This window comes from Nitrospirillum guanabarense, from assembly GCF_034653355.1.
In the GTDB taxonomy this organism is placed as follows: Bacteria; Pseudomonadota; Alphaproteobacteria; order Azospirillales; family Azospirillaceae; genus Nitrospirillum.
Genome location: NZ_JAYEER010000004.1, coordinates 1,829,700 through 1,847,309, shown reverse-complemented (window position 1 = coordinate 1,847,309; position 17,610 = coordinate 1,829,700). Strand labels below are relative to the sequence as shown.

Here is a 17,610-nt window from a genome sequence, read left to right as displayed (position 1 = left end):
ACGCGCTGATAAACCGCTTCAGCGACCCTCGCGGCGCCAGCCCAGGACCAGCAGGACGGCCAGGACCAGCAGGGCCAGCCAGGCCGGGAACAGGGGCACGCGGGCCACGCCGGTGACGGTGTAGTCGCCGTTGGCGCGCAGGCCCAGCCAGCCGCCGCCGGCGGCGCTCTGGCCGGGGCGCACGCGGCGCAGATCGGGCAGACCGCCGTTGCCGCCGGACCCATCCACCAGCCAGAAGACGCCGCCGCCCGTGGCCTTGGCCAGCGGGGCCAGGCGGTCGGGGGTGGTGCGCATGTCGGCCAGTTCGGGCGGGTTCAGGGCGCCCACCACGGCCAGGGCCGTGCGGTCGCCGTCCTTCACCCGCCACAGGCCGGGCTCCGTCGCCTCCAGGCTGCCGCGCGCCACGCCGTCGGGGCTATCCACCAGGGGCAGGCTGGTGACGGCATCGCTGGGGGACCGTACCTCCACAGGGTCGGCGTCCGGCTTCAACGAGCGGCGTTCCACCACCAGGTGGTCGCCGTCGACGCGCGCCTTGAGGTCGTCCTCCTCCAGCGCCGGCTCCTTCATCAGCCAGTGGGCCAGCCGGCGCAGCAGTTCCGCCGCCGGGCCGCCGCCCTCGAAGCCGCGCGACCACAGCCACATATGGTCGGATGCGATCTGGGCCACGCGGCCCTTGCCCACGCGGTCCAGCACGACCAGCGGCTGGTTGTTGGCGCCATTCATGACCACCGTGCCCTGGCGCGGCACGATGTCGATCTGGCGGAACCAACGTCCCCAGGGGGCCTTCGGCGGGTTCCCCTGAGCCGGCGCCACCTCGCCATAACCGTCCAGGCCGGCCGTGACGGGATGGCGCCGGCCGGCCTCGGTCAGGGTGGGGGTGTAGGGTTGTTCCGTCACCGTGCCCGTGGGTTCGCCCGGCAGGATGTCGCCCAGCGGCGTGCGGTACAGCGACAAGGGCGTGGCGTAGGCGGGGCCGCTGGCCTCCAGGAAGGCGCCGCCGTTGCGCACATATTCCGCGATGTTGGCGAGATAGCCCATGGGTAGGACGTTGCGCTGGCGATAGCGGTCGAAGATGACGAGGTCGAAGTCGTTCAGCTTCACCTCGAACAGCTCGCGGATGGGGAACTGGATCAGCGACAGCTCGCGGATGGGCGTGCTGTCGGACTTCTCCTGCGAGCGCAGGATGGTGAAGTGCACCAAATCCACCGCCGGGTCGGCCTTCAAAAGGTCGCGCCACGTGCGTTCACCCGCATGCGGCTCGCCCGACACCAGCAGCACGCGCAGGCGATCACGCACGCCGTTGACGATGAAGGCGGTGCGGTTGTTGGCCATGGACAGCTCGGCCGGGCCGGCGTTGACCGACAACTCCAGAAGGTTGGGCCCGCCATGGCCCACGGTGATGGTCAGGGGCACGTCCTCCCCCACCGGCACCGGCACCTGGCGTTCCGGCTGCCCGTCCTGGCGGATGGTCAGCAGGGCGCCGTCGGCGGGCGTCTTCCCGGCTGGCAAATCCTCCACCCGCACCATGGCCGTCACGGTCTTGCCGACGATGCCATAGCTGGGACCGCGCACCAGCACCAGGCGGCGGTCGCCCTCGCCATGCTCGCCGGTCAGCAGGGTATGCACGGGCCCCAGGTCGGCCAGGCTCTCCGGCTTTTCCGGCACGTCGTGCACCTGGCCGTCGGTCAGCAGGATGGCGCCGGCCAGACGGCGGCGGGGCACGTCGGCCACGGCCTGGGTCAGGGCGTCGATGGCCCGCGTCTCCTCCCCCTTGCCGCCGGCGGTGGAGGTGCCGGTCTCCACCACCCGCAGGTCCAGGTCGGGCACCTGGGACAACTTGGCCTTCAGGGCGGCCAGGGCGGCGTCCGTGCGCTCCTTGCGGTGGCCCACGTTCTGGCTGGCGGAGGTGTCGACGACCACCACGGCAACGTCCTTCAGCGGGTGGCGGTCCTCCCGCACCAGGGCCGGGTCCAGCAGCATCAGGGCCAGCGCCGCCAGGGTGGCCAAGCGCCAGGTCAGGCCGCGCGCCCGGCGCCAGGCCATGAGCGCCAGGCCCAGCAGCGACAGCGCGCCCAGCAGGATCAGCAGCCAGGGGGGCAGCAGCGGTTCGAAACTGATGCTGAGGCCGGCGAACAGGTTCATCATTGGCCCAGCCGCTCCAGGATGGCCGGCACATGCACCTGGTCGGCCTTGTAGTTGCCGGTCAGGGCGTACATCACCAGGTTGATGCCGAAGCGGTAGGCCATTTCGCGCTGGCGCTCCCCGCCCGGCACCACGGCGTTCAGCGGCCGCCCCTGCCCGTCGATGGCCCAGGCGCCGGCCCAGTCGTTACCGCCCACCAGCACGGGCGACACGCCGTCGTTCACCCGGCCCTCCGACGCCTCCGCCCACACCTGCCCGCCCGCCTGGCGCCCGGGGAAGTCCTGCATCAGGAAGAAGGTGCGGCCCAGCACATGTTCCGGGCCGACCGGGGCCAGGGGCGGGATGTCCAGGCCGTGGGTCAGCTCCCGCAGGCGGGCCTGGACGCCGGCATCGGGGGCGCCCTGGTCACGGGTGTCGAACAGGATCATGCCCCCGGCGCGCAGGTACTGGTTCAGCTTGGCCACCGCCGCGTCGGAGGGGGCGGCCTGGCCCGGCGTCACCACCCAATAGAGCAGGGGGAATAGGGCCAGGTCGTCCTTCTCCAGGTTGACGCTCATGGCGCCCGCCACCTCCACCGCCGTGCGGCGGTTCAACTGCTCGCCCAGGCCCAGCAGGCCGGCCTTGGTGGTGGCGTCGGTGGCGCGGTCGCCCGTCTCGACATAGGCCAGCCAGTTGGCGGTGGTGGCCTTCACGATCTCATTGTCCGGCGTGGCGGCATGGCCGCGCGGGGCGGCCAGGATCGCCGCCAGGGCCAGCGCCGCGGCGGCGGTACCCCGGCGCCAGCGCCCCCCTGGGTTTCCTGACTTAGGCCATGGCGACGTGGGCAGCAGGCCGCGCACCAGCAGGGACAGGAACAGGTCGGCCACCCACAGGGCCGCCGCCAGGCCTAGGAACCAGGGGCGCAAATCCGTCTCCCGCGTGCCACCGAAGCCCTGATAGGCGACCCCGGCCAGCGGTTCCATGGGCACCAGTGGCGCCACGGAGCCGGCCAGGTTCAAGGCACGGCGCCGGTCGCCCACGCCGTAATAGCCCGGCGGGTGCAGCGGCCCCACCTGGGTGGCCTCCACGCCATCCTTGCCCTCGGGTTCCAGCGGCTGGGCCACGGCGGAAGGGGCGGCCAGCCGGCCCTGGCCGTCCAGCAGTGACAAGGGGGGCAGGGCGCCGCCGGCGTTGCCGCCGATGCCGCCGGGCAGTCCGTCGCTGAGGCCCACCAGGCGGCGCAGCATATCGACGTACAGGCCCGACAGAGCCAGGTTGGACCAGGCGGGGTCGGCGCTGGTGTGCACCAGCGCCAGCCAGCCCTTGCCCCGCCGCTCCCCCGTCACCAGGGGCGTGCCATCCTCCAGCCGCGCCCAAACCTTGTCGCCCATGTCCGGGCCCGGTTCCGCCAGCACCTGGCGGCTGACGGTCACGTCGGGCGGGACCGCCAATCCGGCGAAGGGGCTCTTGTCATCGAAGGGCGCCAGATGCGCGGGCGTGGTCCAGGACAGGGCGCCGCCCAGGGAGCGATCGCCGCCGCGCAGGCGCACGGGCAACAGGGTCTCGGCGCCGACGGGCTCCGCCTCACGGGCCAGGCGGGCGCCGCCGAAACGCACCAGCACGCCACCCTGGTCGATCCAGCGGGCCAGGCGGGCGGTGTCGCTGTCGGTCAGGGCGCCGCTGTCGGGCAGCACCAGGATGGACACGCCGCCGTCCAGCAGGGCGGAAATGGTGCCGCGCCGCACCTCGGCGTAGGGCGCCAGGGCGCGGTCCAGGTAATACAGGCTGGACAGCAGGGGCTGGTTGTCGCCGCCGGGGCCGGCGGTGGCCAGACCCACGGGGCGGCGGCGCCAGCGGTCGTCCAGCAGCAGGCTGGCGCCCACGCCCGTGCGTTCCTCCAGATGCAGGCGGACGGCGGCGTTGCGCAGCTCTCCGGGCAGGGTTAGGGGCAGGGCCAACTGGCGCTGGCCGGGGGCGAAGATGCCCTCCGCTCGACCCAGGGCGCGGCCGTCCTCGCCCAGCGCCTCCACGGCGATGGGTTGCGCCTGGGCGCCCTCCGCCCGCTCCACGGGGACCATCAGGGCACCGGCATCGCTGTTGGGGGCCCGCAGCAGCAGGGGGCCGTGGTCGGCGCCGGCCGTCATCACCGTGACGCGGCCCAGGGCGCGCAGCCGGTCGGCCAGTTGCCCGACGCTGCCGTCGTTCAGGCCATCGGCCAGCCAGTAGCTGTCGGCGGCGACGCCCGCCAAGGGGCCGGTCTTCTGCGCCGCGTCCAGCGCGGCCAGGGCCGCCGCGCGATCACTGGCCCAGGGTTGCGGCGCGAGGGCCTGCACCAGGCGTCGGGCGGCCGTGGCGCTCATCGGCCCCTGCACCTGCGGCGCCTCCCCCCGGCGCTGGATGCGGTGGCCAGCAGCAGCACGGGGCGGTCCTGACGTTCGGCCTGGGTCACCAGCCGGTCCAGCGCCTGCTGCCGCTCCGGCCAGTCGCGGCCAGCCGCCCAGCCGGTGTCGACCACCAGCAGCATGGGGGCGCTGCCGGGAGCCGGCGCCGCGTCCGGGTGCAGCAGCGGCCGGGCCAGGCCGACGATCAGCAACGCACAGAGGGCCAGACGCAGCACCAGCAGCCACCAGGGCGTGCGCGCCGGCGTCTCCTCCTTCGCGGTCAGGCCCAGCAGCAGGCGCAGGGCGGGAAAGGTGACGCGCTTGGGCGCGGGCGGCGTCAGGCGCAACAGCCACCACAGGCCCGGCAGCAGGACCAGGGCCCACAGCACCAGCGGGCTGGCGAAGGCCATCAGGCGCCCCCCTTGTTCATGTGGGCCACGCCGGCATGGGCGGCCGCGCTCCTCACGCTTTCCTGCGACAGGGCGCCCCACAGGCCCAGCAGGGCCGCCTGCGGCGGCTTGTCGGTGTGGTGCAGGGAGAAGGACCAGCCGCTAGCCCGCGCGATCTGGGCCAGGCCGGCGCGGTGGGCGGCCAAACGCTCCTGATAGGCGTCGCGCAGGCCGTCCACCCGCGGCACCAGCAGGCGCTGTTCACCCCCCGTCGCCCCGTCCACAGCCCGGAATTCGACGCGCCCTTCATAGGGCAGAGTCTCTTCCGCCGGGTCCAGGATCTGCAGCAGATGGCCGCGCACGCCATGGCCGGCGTGGAAGGCGACGGCGGCCTGGATGTCGTCCAGGGGTGCCAGCAGATCGCCCATCATCGCCAGTCGCGCGTGGCGGGCCAGGGGTTGCGCCGGCGGCACCGCCGGGGGTGGCGCGGAGGGGGCCTGGGTCAGCGCCAAGGCCAGCGGCTCCAGCGCGGGGCGGCCGGGCAGGGGGCGGGGGCCGCCCATCAGGCCCACACGCTCGCCGCCCCGCACCAGCAGGCACGCCAGCGCCAGGGCCAAGAGGTCGGCGCGCTCCCGCTTCAGCGGCAGCTCACGGTCCGACCGCCAGTCCATGGATGGGCCGGCGTCGCGCCACAGCCAGACGGTCTGCGCCGCCTCCCACTCGTTCTCGCGCACGTAGACATGGTCGCCCTTGGCCGATTGGCGCCAGTCGATCTGGTCGGTGTCGTCACCCTGCTGATAACGGCGGAACTGCCAGAAGGCTTCGCCGGTCCCCACGCGGCGGCGGCCGTGCAGGCCGGGCGTCACCGCGGCGGCCACCCGTTCCGCCGCCACCAGCAGGGGCGGCAGGCGCTGGGCCAGGGCGTCGGCGCGGTCGCGCAGGCGGCTGGCCGCCGCCGCGGGATTCTGGGGGGCCTTTGGGGTGGTGGCGGACATCAGGCCAGCGGCGCGCACAGGCGGTCGATGACGGTGTCCAGCGTGACACCTTCGGCCCGCGCGCTGAAGTTCAACGCCATGCGGTGGCGCAGCACCGGCTTGGCCAGGGCCACCACGTCGTCCAGCGACGGGGTGTAGCGCCCGTCCATCAAGGCCCGGGCGCGGCTGGCCAGCATCAGCGCCTGGGCGGCGCGGGGACCGGGACCCCAGGCGACGTGACGGCGCACCTCCGCCACGTCGCTGGTCTCGGGGCGGCCGCTGCGCACCAGGTCCAGGATGCCGTCGACCACGCTGTCGCCCACCGGCACCCGGCGCACCAGCTCCTGCGCCGCCTGCAATTCCGCCGCCGTCAGCACGGGGCGCACGGCGGCGGACGTGGCGCCGGTGGTGGCGATCATCATCAGCCGCTCGGCGTCACGTTCGGGATAGGTCACGTCGACCTGCAGCAGGAAGCGGTCCAGCTGCGCCTCCGGCAAGGGGTAGGTCCCTTCCTGCTCCAGCGGATTCTGGGTCGCCAGCACGTGGAAGGGGCGGGGCAGGGGATGGTATTGTCCGGCAACGGAAACCCGGCCTTCCTGCATGGCCTGCAGCAGGGCCGACTGGGTGCGCGGGCTGGCGCGGTTGATCTCATCCGCCATCAGCAGCTGGGCGAAGACGGGACCGGGAATGAAGCGGAAGGCGCGGCGGCCGTGCTCCCCCTCTTCCAGCACTTCCGAGCCCAGGATGTCGGCCGGCATCAGGTCGGGGGTGCACTGCACCCGGCGTTCGTCCAGCCCCAGCACGATGCCCAGCGTTTCCACCAGGCGGGTCTTGGCCAGGCCCGGCACGCCCACCAGCAGCAGGTGGCCGCCGGCCAGCAGGGTGACGAGGCTGAGGTCGATCACCTCTTCCTGACCGAAGATGGCCTGGCCGATCATGGCGCGCACGCCGGCCAGCTTCAGGCCGGTGTTCTCGATGTCCAAGGCCAGGCTCGCGTCCGGGTAAACCTGGTCACGGGGCAGGTCGGTGATGCTCAACGCGGGGTCTCCCAGGTGCAATGGTTCACCAGCAATGCCAAAAACGCCGGCTCCGGGCCTTTATGCCAGCCCCCTTTATGCTAGCTTTGTGGCCGAAATCGGAAAAATTTCCGGTCCCCCCGCATCGGCCGATAGGCTGATAGGACGGACCTTTTGGCTTGATGGTTAATTGCGTCATGACGGAAAGCAAGCCCGATGCCGGTTCTGGAACCGGCAGGCCCGCCGCGGACAAACCCGCCACCGCCCCGGAAGGTCCCGCCGATCTGGCCGGTCTGCGGGCGGCGCGCGCCCCGCAAGGTGCAAGGGGTGGTGACATGCACGACACCCGGCCCGACGAGGGCTACGACATCCGCATCGCCCGTGACGGCACTTGGTTTTACCATGGCAGCCCCATCAGCCGGCTGCCGCTGGTCAAGCTGTTCTCCACCGTCCTGCGGCGGGACGAAGTGGGCGATTTCTGGCTGATCACCCCGGCGGAACGGGGCCGCATCCGCGTGGACGACGCGCCCTTCGTGGCGGTGGAGATGAGGCGCGAGGGTGAGGGAAGGGGCCAGGCCCTGTCCTTCCGCACCAACCTGGACCACTGGGTCACGGCCGGGGCCGAGCATCCGATTCGCGTGGCGGTCGACCCGGCGACCGGGGAACCCAGCCCCTATATCCATGTGCGCGGTGACATCGGCCGTGGGCTGGAGGCACGGCTGAACCGCCCGGTGTTCTATGAGCTGGCGGATATCGCCCTGGCCGAGGACGGCGACGGCCCGGCCGGGGTGTGGAGCCAGGGCATGTTCTTCCGACTGGAGGCGGCGTGACGGCGGCGGCGGCGATCCGCCGCGCGTTTGCCAATGGGCGCCCAGGGGGCCGGCATGACGGGGCCTTCGCGTTCGAGGGGCCGGGCATCAACGCCCGGGGCGATCGCGACGGCAACGAGGTGGATTTGGGCGGCGTGTTCGACCCGCCCGCGACCGTGCGCGACGCCGCCGTGCTGGTGCCCCTGGTCGATAGGCCCGAGGGCATGACCGTGCTGCTGACCCAGCGCAGCGCCCACCTGGCGGCCCACGGCGGCCAGATCAGCTTCCCCGGCGGGCGGGTCGAGCCGGAGGACACCGACGCCGTGGCCACCGCCCTGCGCGAGACGGAGGAGGAGGTGGGCCTAGCCCCCACCCAGGTCGAGGTGGTGGGGCGGCTGGACACTTACTACACCCGCACCGGCTTCCGCGTGGTGCCGGTGGTGGGCTTGGTCAACCCGCCCTTCTTCCTGCAGCCCGACCCGTTCGAGGTGCAGGAGGTGTTCGAGGTGCCGCTGAGCTTCATCCTGGACCCCGGCAGCCGCCAGCGGCAGTCCCGCGAGTACAAGGGCGCCCTCAGGCACTTCTGGGTCTTCCCCTATGACGATCGCTACATCTGGGGCGCCACGGCCGGGATGCTGGTGAACCTGTGCGACGTGCTGGGATTGCCCGGTTGACGCGCGCCAAACGGGACAAGGGGCGGTCGTTGCTCCAGGCGTGGGTCCTTGATAAAATTGCTATAAAATACAACCTTAAGGCGTCATGACCTCCGTCCGTTCCCTGGTGCCCACGGGCCCGTTGGCCTCCGTGGCCAGCCGTCGCGTCCTGCAATCCCTCATGCGCACGGGGCAGGAGGCGCGATTCGTCGGCGGCTGCGTGCGCGATTGCCTGCTGGAGATCCAGGCGGCCGACATCGACATCGCCACCCCCCTGCCGCCGGAGGAGGTGATGCGCCGGCTGAAGGCCGACGGCATCCGCGTCGTGCCCACCGGCCTGAAACATGGCACCGTCACCGCCATCATCGGCAACGAGACGTTCGAGATCACCACCCTTCGCCAGGATGTGGAGACTTTCGGCCGCAGCGCCCGGGTGGCCTTCACCGACGATTGGCTGGCCGACGCCGCCCGGCGCGACTTCACCTTCAACGCCATGTCGCTGACCGTGGATGGGGAACTTTATGACCCCTTCGGCGGCGTGACCGATCTGACGGCGGGGCGCGTGCGCTTCATCGGCGATGCCGAGGCCCGCATCCGCGAGGACGTGCTGCGTCTGCTGCGCTTCTTCCGCTTCTACGCCCGCTTGGGCAAGGGCCCGCCGGACGCGGCGGCGCTGGACGCCTGCACCCGCCTGGCGCCCCTGGTCAGCGGCCTGTCGGGCGAGCGCGTGCGGGAAGAGGTGCTGAAGCTGCTGGCCACCGACCGCGCCGCCGACGTCTGGCGTATCATGGTCGACCGGGGGATCATGGAGCATGTGCTGCCCCAGGCCGTGGCGGTGGACCGCCTGGCGGCGCTGGACCGGCTGGAATGGATGGTGGGGGAGACGGAGCCGCTGGCCCGGCTGGCGGCCCTGCTGCCCGCCGGCCCCCTGGCCCACAGCGCCGCCGAGGCGGTGGCCGACCGGCTGCGCTTCTCCAACTTCCAGCGCGACCGGCTGTCGGCCATCGCCGCCCCGGTGGTGGACGTGCACCCCGAGCTGCCCTTCAAGTCGCGGCGCATCGCCCTGCACCGCCTGGGGCCGGAGATCTACCGGGCCGTGCTGCTGCTGTCGGCGGCGGCCATGGGCACGCCGGCCTTCGAGCTGTTCGAGCCCCTGGCCGAGGCGTCGGCCTGGCAGGAAATCCCCTTCCCCCTGCGCGGCCAGGACATCCTGGACCGGGGGTTGGCCCCGGGGCCGGAGGTCGGCCGCCTGATGGGTGAGCTGGAACGCTGGTGGATCGCTCATGACTTCCAGCCCGACCGCGACGCCTGCCTGGCGGAGCTGGAGCGGCGGTTGGCGTCCGCCTCCACCGGGGAACAGTAGGGGCCGGGGAACAATAGGAGGCGGGATCGAACCAACGGCCTGATCCCGTCCCCATAACCTCACCGGGCGGCCTTCACATCGGCCGCCGTGACCGCGTCGGTGTAGTGGTTGCCGAAGTGGGTGCGGACATAGTTCACCACCGCCGCCACCTGGTCATCGTCCAGAAACTCCCCGATGGGGGGCATGGCCCTTTGGCCGTGCACCACCATGGCGACGGGATAGCCCGCCGCCTCCAGGTTGGGGTTGCCGGCCAGGGCGGGGTAGGTGCCGGCGCCGGTGGCGCCCTTGGCGTCCGGCATGTGGCAGCCCTGGCAGATGGCCTGGTACAGGGCGGCCCCGTCCTTCTGGCCGAAATGATGGGGGCTGGCGAAGGCGGCGGAACTGGCGTCCGACGCCTGGGCATGGGCGGTGTGGGGCAGGCTGCCCGCCGCCACATAAAGGCCGGTCAGCAGCGCCGTCAGGCCGGCCGCCTTCACCGTGAAAGACTTGAAGATCGTCATGGCGTGTCTCTCGGGATAAGGGGCGTCAGGCCGTCACGACCCGCTGGTGCAGGCGGCTGATGGCGTCGAGGGAGGACAGGATGGCCCCCTCCTGCCAGCCGGTGATGTAGCTGGCATGCTCGCCCGCCAGGGCGATGCGCCCGTCCACCGCGCACAAATCCTGATAGTGCGCGGCCCGCGTCTCCTCGGTCCACGCGGCGTGGCAGCCCAGGGTCCAGGGCACGCGGTGCCAGCCCACGGCCACGCCGGTATCGAATTCCTTGGTGTATTGCGGATGGATCTGGGCGCCATAGGCCAGGGCGCGCTTGATCCGCTCCTCCGGCGGCATGGCGGTGTATTCCATGGCGTAGGCGCCGAAGACGTAGGTGCCCAGCAGGACGCCCTTGCCCGGGCTGCCATAGCCGCTGTTGGGGTAGCCGATCATGGCGATGGGCAGGTCGGTGAAGCTGATGCCGCCGTAGATGGCCTCGTCCTGCTCCCAGAAGCGGCGCTTGAACTGCAGGCCCACCTTGGCCGCCGCCTCATAAGGCACGGCGCTGATGGCGTTGGCCATCTTCGGCCCCACGTTCAGCTTGATCTGGCTCAGCACCGACAGGGGAATGGTGCACAGGCACCAATCGGCCTTGGCCGTCTGCGGCGCCCCGCCCTTCACGGTGTCGGTATAGGTGACGGTGACGCCGCGGTCGTCCTGGTGGATCTCCGTCACCTTGGTGTTGAAGCGGATCAGGTCCTTCACCTCCCGCGCCAGGGCGGTGGGGAACTGGTCCATGCCGCCCACGGGCTGAAAGATGGTGGACTGGAACTCATCCCGCAGGCCCATGCCCAGGAAGCGCCACAGGCCGCCCTGCATGACGTCGCTGAGGCCGGCGGGGGTGGAGGGCACCGGCGCGCCGTTCACGCCGCCGCCGGGCGCCTTCTCGTACCCGCGCACGTTGGACAATTCCAGGCTGGCGGTATAGGCGTAATTCTTGTCCAGGCCGCCCCAGGCGCGCAGCGACTCCAGCAGCTTTTCCTGGTCCTCCTTGGTGACCGTGCCGTCCAGCGCCTTCCGCTGGGTCAGCTTGGCCAGCAACTCCGCCACATGGCCGTGATAGTCGGCCTGGATCTCGCGGAAGCGCTGCGGCTTGCCGCCGTAGGCTTTGGCGGAATGCAGGTAGGCGTTGTAGTTGACCTGGTTGAACGGCTCCAGCGCCACGCCGTAGCGGTGGCAGTAATCCAGCACGGCGCGGTGGTGGTAAGGGATGCGCCAGGGGCCGGGGTTGATGTACAGCCCCGGGTCGAAGCCGACCGTCTGCTTGAAGCCGCCCAGCTCGGTGTAGGTATCGCCGCCGCGCAGGGACCAGCTGCGGCCGCCGGCTTTCTCCCGATACTCCAGCACCTGGACCTTGTAGCCCGCCTTGCGCAGCTCGATGGCCGCCACCAGTCCGGCGACGCCGGCGCCCAGGATCAGGATGGACGCGCCCTTGGCGTCGCCGTCCAGCTTGATGGGGCCCTTGTAGGTGGTCTCCGCCGCCAGCCCCAGGCTGGTGGCCGCCTGATACATCACGGCGCTGCCCGCCACCGTGCCGATCAGGGTCAGCAGGTCGCGCCTTTTCATGTCCCTAAAACCCATGCCCGTTCCGCCTCCATTATTTTTTGAAGGGCGGCGAGTCTCCCCATCTTATCGTTCCGGCGGCGTCATGGCGCCGGTGCGCGAAATCCGGGCCACCCTGCGCGGCCGCGCGCGCGGGCCCAAGGGAAAGTGCCGGATCAATCCGTTGACTTGTTTAAGAAATTGTCCGATTCCAACTGTTCTGCGCATTGCTTCTCTATGGCGCCGCCGGCCCGGTGAAACGCGTTCCAACGGCGAAAATCAGCGTTGCATGGGCCGGCGGGGCTGTCAATCCGATGGCGGATTCCGTCACCCGGCCAGGGTGGCGGCATAACGACAGCGGGCCGCTCCCCGGATGTTCAAGCCATTTTCCGCTTGCAAATGCGAATGACTATCATTACTAATGAATTCACACGCTGACGAACGCGGCTTGGGGATCAAGTGGTGATGGGATCGGGACGGAAAGATGCCGCTGGCCTGGCGTCGGTGGTGGGGATGCTGGCGGGGCAGGGGGCGCAGGCCCACCCCCGGAGCGCTTTAACCCGTAGTCCGGTTCGTTTCGCCGCGACCGCCCTGGTTGGCGCGGCCCTCCTGGCCACGGGTGTCGCTCGGGCCGCGTCGCATGACATCGCCAGCTTCATCAAGGGGCATGACCAGAACGGCGACGGCGTGGTCACCGCCCAGGAATACCAGGCGGTGCGCGACCAGCAGTTCAAGACGCTGGACACCAACGGCGACGGCTGGGTGAGCGAGGCGGAATACATCGCCGAGTTCGAGGCGCGGCTGAACAAGGAGAATGTGGCACCGGAGCGCAAGGCCCAGCAACTGAAGCAGACCCACATCCGCTTCGTCGCCATCGACCTGGACGGCGATCAGAAGATGTCGCGGGAAGAGTTCATGGCGTCCGGCTGGCGCATGTTCGGCTTCCACGACAAGAACGGCGACCAGAAGGTGGACCAGGCCGACGTGGCCCTGGCCGCGGCCTTCAAGCCCCTGCCGAACAAGGCCCAGTCCGACAAGACGGCCGAGGCCGGCAGGGCGCCCTGAGTTTCGAGTTCCTATCGGTGCCTGGGGCCTGGGCGATGCGGAGCCCTCGTCCCCGTCAGAAAAGGGCACCGTACAGCCGGTCGGCGGCGTGCTAGTCGTGTGGCGCGACGGGCGGAATGGCGGCCTCCTTTCCCCTTCCGTCGACCGGCTCTTTTTATCGGGCCCCGGGATACCTTCTCCCGGGGCCCCTTGTTTTTGTCGAAAGTGAGTTCCTAGGCCGCGACCACGGCCCCCGGCGCCTGGGGGCCCGCATCAAGGCCATTTAACTTCCGGTGGCAGGCTCATCAGGATGGCTTCGATGTTGCCGCCGGTCTTCAGGCCGAACAGGGTGCCGCGGTCGTGCAGCAGGTTGAACTCGACGTAGCGGCCCCGGCGCACCAGCTGGTGATGGCGCTGTTCATCCGTCCAGGGCAGGCCCAGACGCCGGCGCACGATCAGGGGATAGACCTCCAGGAAGGCCTGGCCCACGGCGCGGGTGAAGGCGAAGTCGGCCTCCCAGTCGCCCGTGTCGTGCCGGTCGTAGAAGATGCCGCCCACGCCGCGCGGCTCGTTGCGATGGGGCAGGAAGAAGTAGCGGTCGCACCACTCCTTGAAGCGGGCGTAGTAGTCGGCGCCGTGCGCGTCGCAGGCGGCCTGCAAGGCGGCATGGAAGGTCGCCGCGTCCTCCACCGTCTCGGCTGTTCCCAAGAACATGGGCGTCAGGTCGGCGCCGCCGCCGAACCAGGCCTGCTCCGTCACCAGATGCCGCGTGTTCATGTGCACGGCGGGGACGAGGGGGAGCGCATGTGCGCCACCAGGCTGATGCCGCTGGCCCAGAAACGGCCGGTGGCTGCCGCCCCCGGGATCTGGGCGCGGAATTCCTCGGAGAAGGTGCCATGGACGGTGGAGATGTTGACGCCCACCTTCTCGAACACCCGGCCGCGCATCAGCGACATGACGCCGCCGCCGCCCTGGCCGTCCGCGTCGGGGCGGTCCCAGCTTTTGCGCTCAAAGCGTCCCGGCTGCCCTTCGCCATAGGCGGGCAGGCCGGCCGCCTCATCCTCGATGGCCTCGAAAGCGGCGCAGATGCGGTCGCGCAGATCCTGGAACCAGGTGGCCGCCCGGGCCTTGCGCTCCTCGCCCAGGGGGGCATCGCCCTCAAGGGCTTCATGGGGCAGCAGGCTGGTGGACAGGGGGATGTCGGTCATTGGTCGAGGTTCCGGAACAGGTCAGCGGGGCCAGGCGTCCAGCTGGCGGATGGCCTCGCCCACCACCATGGCGGCGGCCATGGCGACGTTGAGCGAGCGCAGGCCTGGGCGCAAGGGAATGGCGAGGCGGGCGTCGGCGGCGGCGTGCACCTCCTCCGGCACGCCGGCCGATTCTCGGCCCAGCAGCAGGATGTCGTCCGGCTGGAAGACGAAATCGGTGTAGCACAAGGCGGCGCGGGTGGTCAGCAGCAGCAGGCGGGGAACAGACCCACCGTGCTGGCCGGGGGACTGCCCTGCGTCGCCCTGGGATTGACCGTTCGCCCGCCGACGCGTCTCGAACGCGGTCCAGGAGGTGTGGCGCACCAGATCCACACCCTCCAGGTAGTCCATGCCCGACCGGCGCAGGCGTTTATCGTCCAGAACGAATCCGCATGGTTCGATGATGTCGATGCCCACGTTCAGGCAGGCGCCCAGGCGCATCAAGGTGCCGGCGTTCTGGGGGATGTCGGGTTGGTAAAGAGCGATCCGCACGGGAAGGTAGTCCGATAAGTTATTGGAAAGACTAGCTCTTAAGCCGCCAAACCTTTCGCCTGTGCAGCTAAGAATAGCGTTGAGGGCACATTCATACGCTTCCCAAGGCCTTGGGCGGCATGTATATGGATTTACCGCGACCGGACAAGACGCCGGCCGTCAACCTTATTCGCCGTGGGCCTGCGCAAGGCTGGTCCGCTTGGGTAAGGATATAAGAACATTGGGAAACCCTTGTGAGGCGGGCGCCGGGGCGTTTTCAGGTGCCCCCTGACTTCGAGGAGAAGCTTGGTATGGCGGACACGACCCAAACGGCCGGGCACGGGCCGGGGAGCGGCTCTCATAGCGGCGGGGATCCCTCGCGCCGCGATTTCATATACTTGGCTGCCGCCGCGACCGGTGTCGTGGGCGCCGCCGTCACCGTATGGCCCTTCATCGACAGCCTGAACCCCGCGGCCGACACCCTGGCGCTGGCCAGCACCGATGTGGACCTGGCGCCGGTGCAGGTGGGTCAGTCCATCACCGTCACCTGGCGCGGCAAGCCGGTGTTCATCCGCCACCGGACGCCCGAGGAAATCAAGTCCGCCACGGACGTGAACGTGTCCGAATTGCGCGATCCCCAGAAGGACGCGGACCGGCGCGAAGAAGCCGGAATGGCTGGTGGTCGTCGGCATCTGCACCCACCTGGGCTGCATCCCGCTGGGGCAGAAGAATTCCGATCCCCGCGGCGAGTACGGCGGTTGGTTCTGCCCCTGCCATGGTTCGGTCTACGACACATCCGGCCGCATCCGCAAGGGTCCCGCGCCGCGTAACCTGGAAGTGCCCAGCTACGCGTTCAAGACCGACACTTCGATCCGTATCGGCTAAGCCGGACCCCCAGGGAGCGAGAAATGGCTCACGGCCCTTCATCCTCTTTCAAGAATCCGGTGGTCAACTGGCTCGACCAGCGCCTGCCGATCTTCACGATGATCCAGAAGGAATACGGGGTGTTCCCCACCCCGCGTAACTTCAACTACTTCTGGAACTTCGGCGCCATCGCCATGATCATGCTGGTGACGATGATCGTCTCCGGCATCGTGCTGGCCATGCACTACACGCCCAACACCAACCTGGCCTTCAACTCCGTCGAGCGCATCATGCGCGACGTGAACTTCGGCTGGTTGATCCGCTACATCCACATGAACGGCGCCTCGTTCTTCTTCATCGCCGTTTATATCCACATCTTCCGCGGCCTCTACTACGGCTCCTACAAGAAGCCGCGTGAGCTGCTGTGGATCATCGGCGTGGTGATCTTCCTGCTGATGATGGCCACGGCTTTCATGGGCTACGTGCTGCCGTGGGGGCAGATGAGCTTCTGGGGCGCTACCGTCATCACCAACCTGTTCTCGGCCCTGCCGCTGGTGGGCCAGGACATCGTGACCCTGCTGTGGGGCGGCTTCTCCGTCGACAACCCGACGCTGAACCGCTTCTTCGCCCTGCACTATCTGCTGCCCTTCGTCATCGCCGCCGTCGTGTTCCTGCATGTGGCCGCGCTGCATGTCACCGGCTCCAACAACCCGCTGGGTGTCGAGCCCAAGGGCCCGCAGGACACGCTGCCCTTCCATCCCTACTACACGGTGAAGGACAGCTTCGGCACGGTGGTGTACCTGGCCATCTTCGCCGCCTTCGTCTTCTACGCCCCCAACTTCTTCGGCGAGCCGGACAACTACATCCAGGCGAACCCGATGGTGACCCCGCCGCACATCGTGCCGGAGTGGTACTTCCTGCCCTACTACGCGATCCTGCGCTCCATCACCTTCGACATCTCCATCCCCTTCACCGGGCTGAAGCTGATCGAGGCCAAGCTGGGCGGCGTCATCGCCATGTTCGGCTCCATCGCCATCCTGTTCATCCTGCCCTGGCTGGACACCTCGCCGGTGCGCAGCGCCCGCTTCCGTCCCATCTTCAAGAAGGGCATCCTGGCTTTCCTGGTCGCCTTCTTCCTGTTGATGTACGTGGGCGCCCAGACGGCCGACGCCGCCTGGCATCTGGGCGGTCTGGAAATCCCGCTGGTCTACGTCGGCCAGTTCGCCACCCTCGTTTACTTCGGCTTCTTCCTGTCGCTGCCGTTCGTCGGCCTGATCGAGAAGCCCCTGCCGCTGCCGGCCAGCATCGCCAAGCCCGTCCTGGGCGGTGGGGCCTCGGCCGCCGGTGCTACCGCCAAGCCGATGGAGAAAGCCTGATGCGTCGTCTTCGGTCCCTGATCCTCGCCGGTCTCGTCGCCGTCGCTGCGGCCGCCCCCGCGGTCGCCAGCGAAGAGATGGAGTACCCGAAGAACGAATGGAGCCACGGTGGCGTCACCCGCGGTTTCAGCAACATCTTCGGCACCTTCGACCGCAAGGCGCTGCAGCGCGGCTTCCAGGTCTACAAGGAAGTCTGCTCCGCCTGCCATTCCATGAACCTGCTGTCGTACCGCAACCTGGCCGCGCTGGGGTACAACGAGGCGGAGATCACCGCCATCGCCGCCGGCTACGACATGACCGACGGGCCCAATGACGAGGGTGAGATGTTCACCCGCAAGGGCGTGCCCGCCGACCACTTCAAGGCCCCGTTCCCCAACGAGAAGGCCGCCGCCGCCGCCAACGGCGGCAAGGCCCCGCCGGACCTGTCGCTGATCGTGAAGGCGCGCAAGGGGGGTGAGGATTACATCGTCGCCCTGCTGACCGGCTTCGAACCGGCCCCCGCCGGCTTCACCGTCCCGTCGGGCGGCAACTACAACAAGGCCTTCCCCGGCCATGTCATCGCCATGCCGCCGCCCCTGTCGGACGGCGGCGTGACCTTCGCCGACGGCACCAAGGCCACGGTGGAGCAGCAGGCCAAGGACGTGGCGACCTTCCTGGCCTGGGCGGCCGAGCCCAACCTGGAAGCCCGCCACCAGATGGGCCTGAAGGTCATGATCTTCCTGATCGTGCTGGCCGGCATCCTCTATGCCGCCAAGCGCGCCGTGTGGGCGGACCAGCACTAAGCCGGTTCCTCCTTTCAGGGCATGAAAAAGGGGCGCTCCGGGATGAC

14 protein-coding genes and 2 pseudogenes are annotated in these 17,610 nt (G+C 69.7%); 7 read left to right on the top strand and 9 right to left on the bottom strand.

Annotation, left to right across the window (positions count from 1 at the left end):
* Positions 1 to 18: 18 nt before the first annotated feature.
* From UAA55_RS26575 to UAA55_RS26555, 5 genes are read right to left on the bottom strand one after another with little or no spacing between them, the layout of a single operon-like run.
* Positions 19 to 2,145 (bottom strand): hypothetical protein, encoded by a 2,127-nt coding sequence (locus UAA55_RS26575; protein WP_322956556.1) that lies wholly within the window; start codon positions 2,143 to 2,145, stop codon positions 19 to 21.
* Positions 2,142 to 4,481, bottom strand: a complete 2,340-nt coding sequence (locus UAA55_RS26570; protein WP_322956554.1) for a DUF4159 domain-containing protein — start codon at positions 4,479 to 4,481, stop codon at positions 2,142 to 2,144. Before UAA55_RS26570 ends, UAA55_RS26575 begins: the two co-directional genes overlap by 4 nt.
* Positions 4,478 to 4,912 carry a BatA domain-containing protein gene (locus tag UAA55_RS26565; RefSeq protein WP_322956552.1) on the bottom strand — a complete coding sequence of 145 codons (435 nt, stop codon included), beginning with the start codon at positions 4,910 to 4,912 and terminating at the stop codon, positions 4,478 to 4,480. Before UAA55_RS26565 ends, UAA55_RS26570 begins: the two co-directional genes overlap by 4 nt.
* On the bottom strand, positions 4,912 to 5,886 hold the full coding sequence (locus UAA55_RS26560; RefSeq protein ID WP_322956550.1) for a DUF58 domain-containing protein: 975 nt from the start codon (positions 5,884 to 5,886) through the stop codon (positions 4,912 to 4,914). Before UAA55_RS26560 ends, UAA55_RS26565 begins: the two co-directional genes overlap by 1 nt.
* Positions 5,886 to 6,902, bottom strand: a complete 1,017-nt coding sequence (locus UAA55_RS26555; RefSeq protein ID WP_416235228.1) for an AAA family ATPase — start codon at positions 6,900 to 6,902, stop codon at positions 5,886 to 5,888. The genes UAA55_RS26560 and UAA55_RS26555 overlap by 1 nt, the downstream gene beginning before the upstream one ends.
* A gap of 176 nt (positions 6,903 to 7,078) precedes the next feature.
* Between UAA55_RS26555 and UAA55_RS26550 the strand changes: the two genes are divergently transcribed.
* The 3 genes from UAA55_RS26550 (at position 7,079) to UAA55_RS26540 (ending at position 9,706) form a co-directional block, all read left to right on the top strand.
* Positions 7,079 to 7,711 carry a DUF1285 domain-containing protein gene (locus tag UAA55_RS26550; protein ID WP_322956548.1) on the top strand — a complete coding sequence of 211 codons (633 nt, stop codon included), beginning with the start codon at positions 7,079 to 7,081 and terminating at the stop codon, positions 7,709 to 7,711.
* Positions 7,708 to 8,364 (top strand): CoA pyrophosphatase, encoded by a 657-nt coding sequence (locus UAA55_RS26545; protein WP_322956546.1) that lies wholly within the window; start codon positions 7,708 to 7,710, stop codon positions 8,362 to 8,364. The genes UAA55_RS26550 and UAA55_RS26545 overlap by 4 nt, the downstream gene beginning before the upstream one ends.
* A gap of 85 nt (positions 8,365 to 8,449) precedes the next feature.
* Positions 8,450 to 9,706, top strand: coding sequence for a CCA tRNA nucleotidyltransferase (locus tag UAA55_RS26540; protein ID WP_322956545.1), 1,257 nt, complete (start codon positions 8,450 to 8,452; stop codon positions 9,704 to 9,706).
* Between the two features lie 59 nt (positions 9,707 to 9,765).
* Here UAA55_RS26540 and UAA55_RS26535 read toward each other — a convergent pair whose 3' ends face one another.
* Positions 9,766 to 10,206, bottom strand: a complete 441-nt coding sequence (locus UAA55_RS26535; RefSeq protein ID WP_322956543.1) for a c-type cytochrome — start codon at positions 10,204 to 10,206, stop codon at positions 9,766 to 9,768.
* Between the two features lie 25 nt (positions 10,207 to 10,231).
* Entirely contained in the window at positions 10,232 to 11,803 is a 1,572-nt protein-coding gene (locus UAA55_RS26530; RefSeq protein ID WP_322956541.1) for an NAD(P)/FAD-dependent oxidoreductase, read from the bottom strand.
* Between the two features lie 441 nt (positions 11,804 to 12,244).
* Here UAA55_RS26530 and UAA55_RS26525 point away from each other — a divergent pair, with 441 nt between their 5' ends.
* A complete protein-coding gene (locus UAA55_RS26525) occupies positions 12,245 to 12,844 on the top strand; it encodes an EF-hand domain-containing protein (protein WP_322956539.1) in 600 nt (199 codons plus the stop codon).
* Between the two features lie 252 nt (positions 12,845 to 13,096).
* On the opposite strand, the pseudogene hemF reads toward UAA55_RS26525, so the two are convergent.
* Both hemF and UAA55_RS26515 read right to left on the bottom strand, forming a co-directional pair.
* Positions 13,097 to 14,031, bottom strand: a pseudogene (gene hemF / locus UAA55_RS26520) (oxygen-dependent coproporphyrinogen oxidase).
* 21 nt (positions 14,032 to 14,052) lie between these two features.
* Positions 14,053 to 14,562, bottom strand: coding sequence for a tRNA (cytidine(34)-2'-O)-methyltransferase (locus UAA55_RS26515; protein WP_322956537.1), 510 nt, complete (start codon positions 14,560 to 14,562; stop codon positions 14,053 to 14,055).
* Between the two features lie 290 nt (positions 14,563 to 14,852).
* On the opposite strand from UAA55_RS26515, the pseudogene petA reads away from it, so the two are divergent.
* The 3 genes and pseudogenes from petA to UAA55_RS26500 all read left to right on the top strand — a co-directional run bounded on the left by petA (position 14,853) and on the right by UAA55_RS26500 (position 17,563).
* Positions 14,853 to 15,426, top strand: a pseudogene (gene petA, locus UAA55_RS26510) (ubiquinol-cytochrome c reductase iron-sulfur subunit).
* A 23-nt stretch (positions 15,427 to 15,449) separates the two neighbouring features.
* Complete coding sequence (locus UAA55_RS26505; protein ID WP_322956535.1) at positions 15,450 to 16,781, top strand: cytochrome b; 1,332 nt, start codon at positions 15,450 to 15,452, stop codon at positions 16,779 to 16,781.
* Positions 16,781 to 17,563 carry a cytochrome c1 gene (locus tag UAA55_RS26500; protein ID WP_322956533.1) on the top strand — a complete coding sequence of 261 codons (783 nt, stop codon included), beginning with the start codon at positions 16,781 to 16,783 and terminating at the stop codon, positions 17,561 to 17,563. The genes UAA55_RS26505 and UAA55_RS26500 overlap by 1 nt, the downstream gene beginning before the upstream one ends.
* The last annotated feature ends 47 nt before the right edge of the window (positions 17,564 to 17,610 follow it).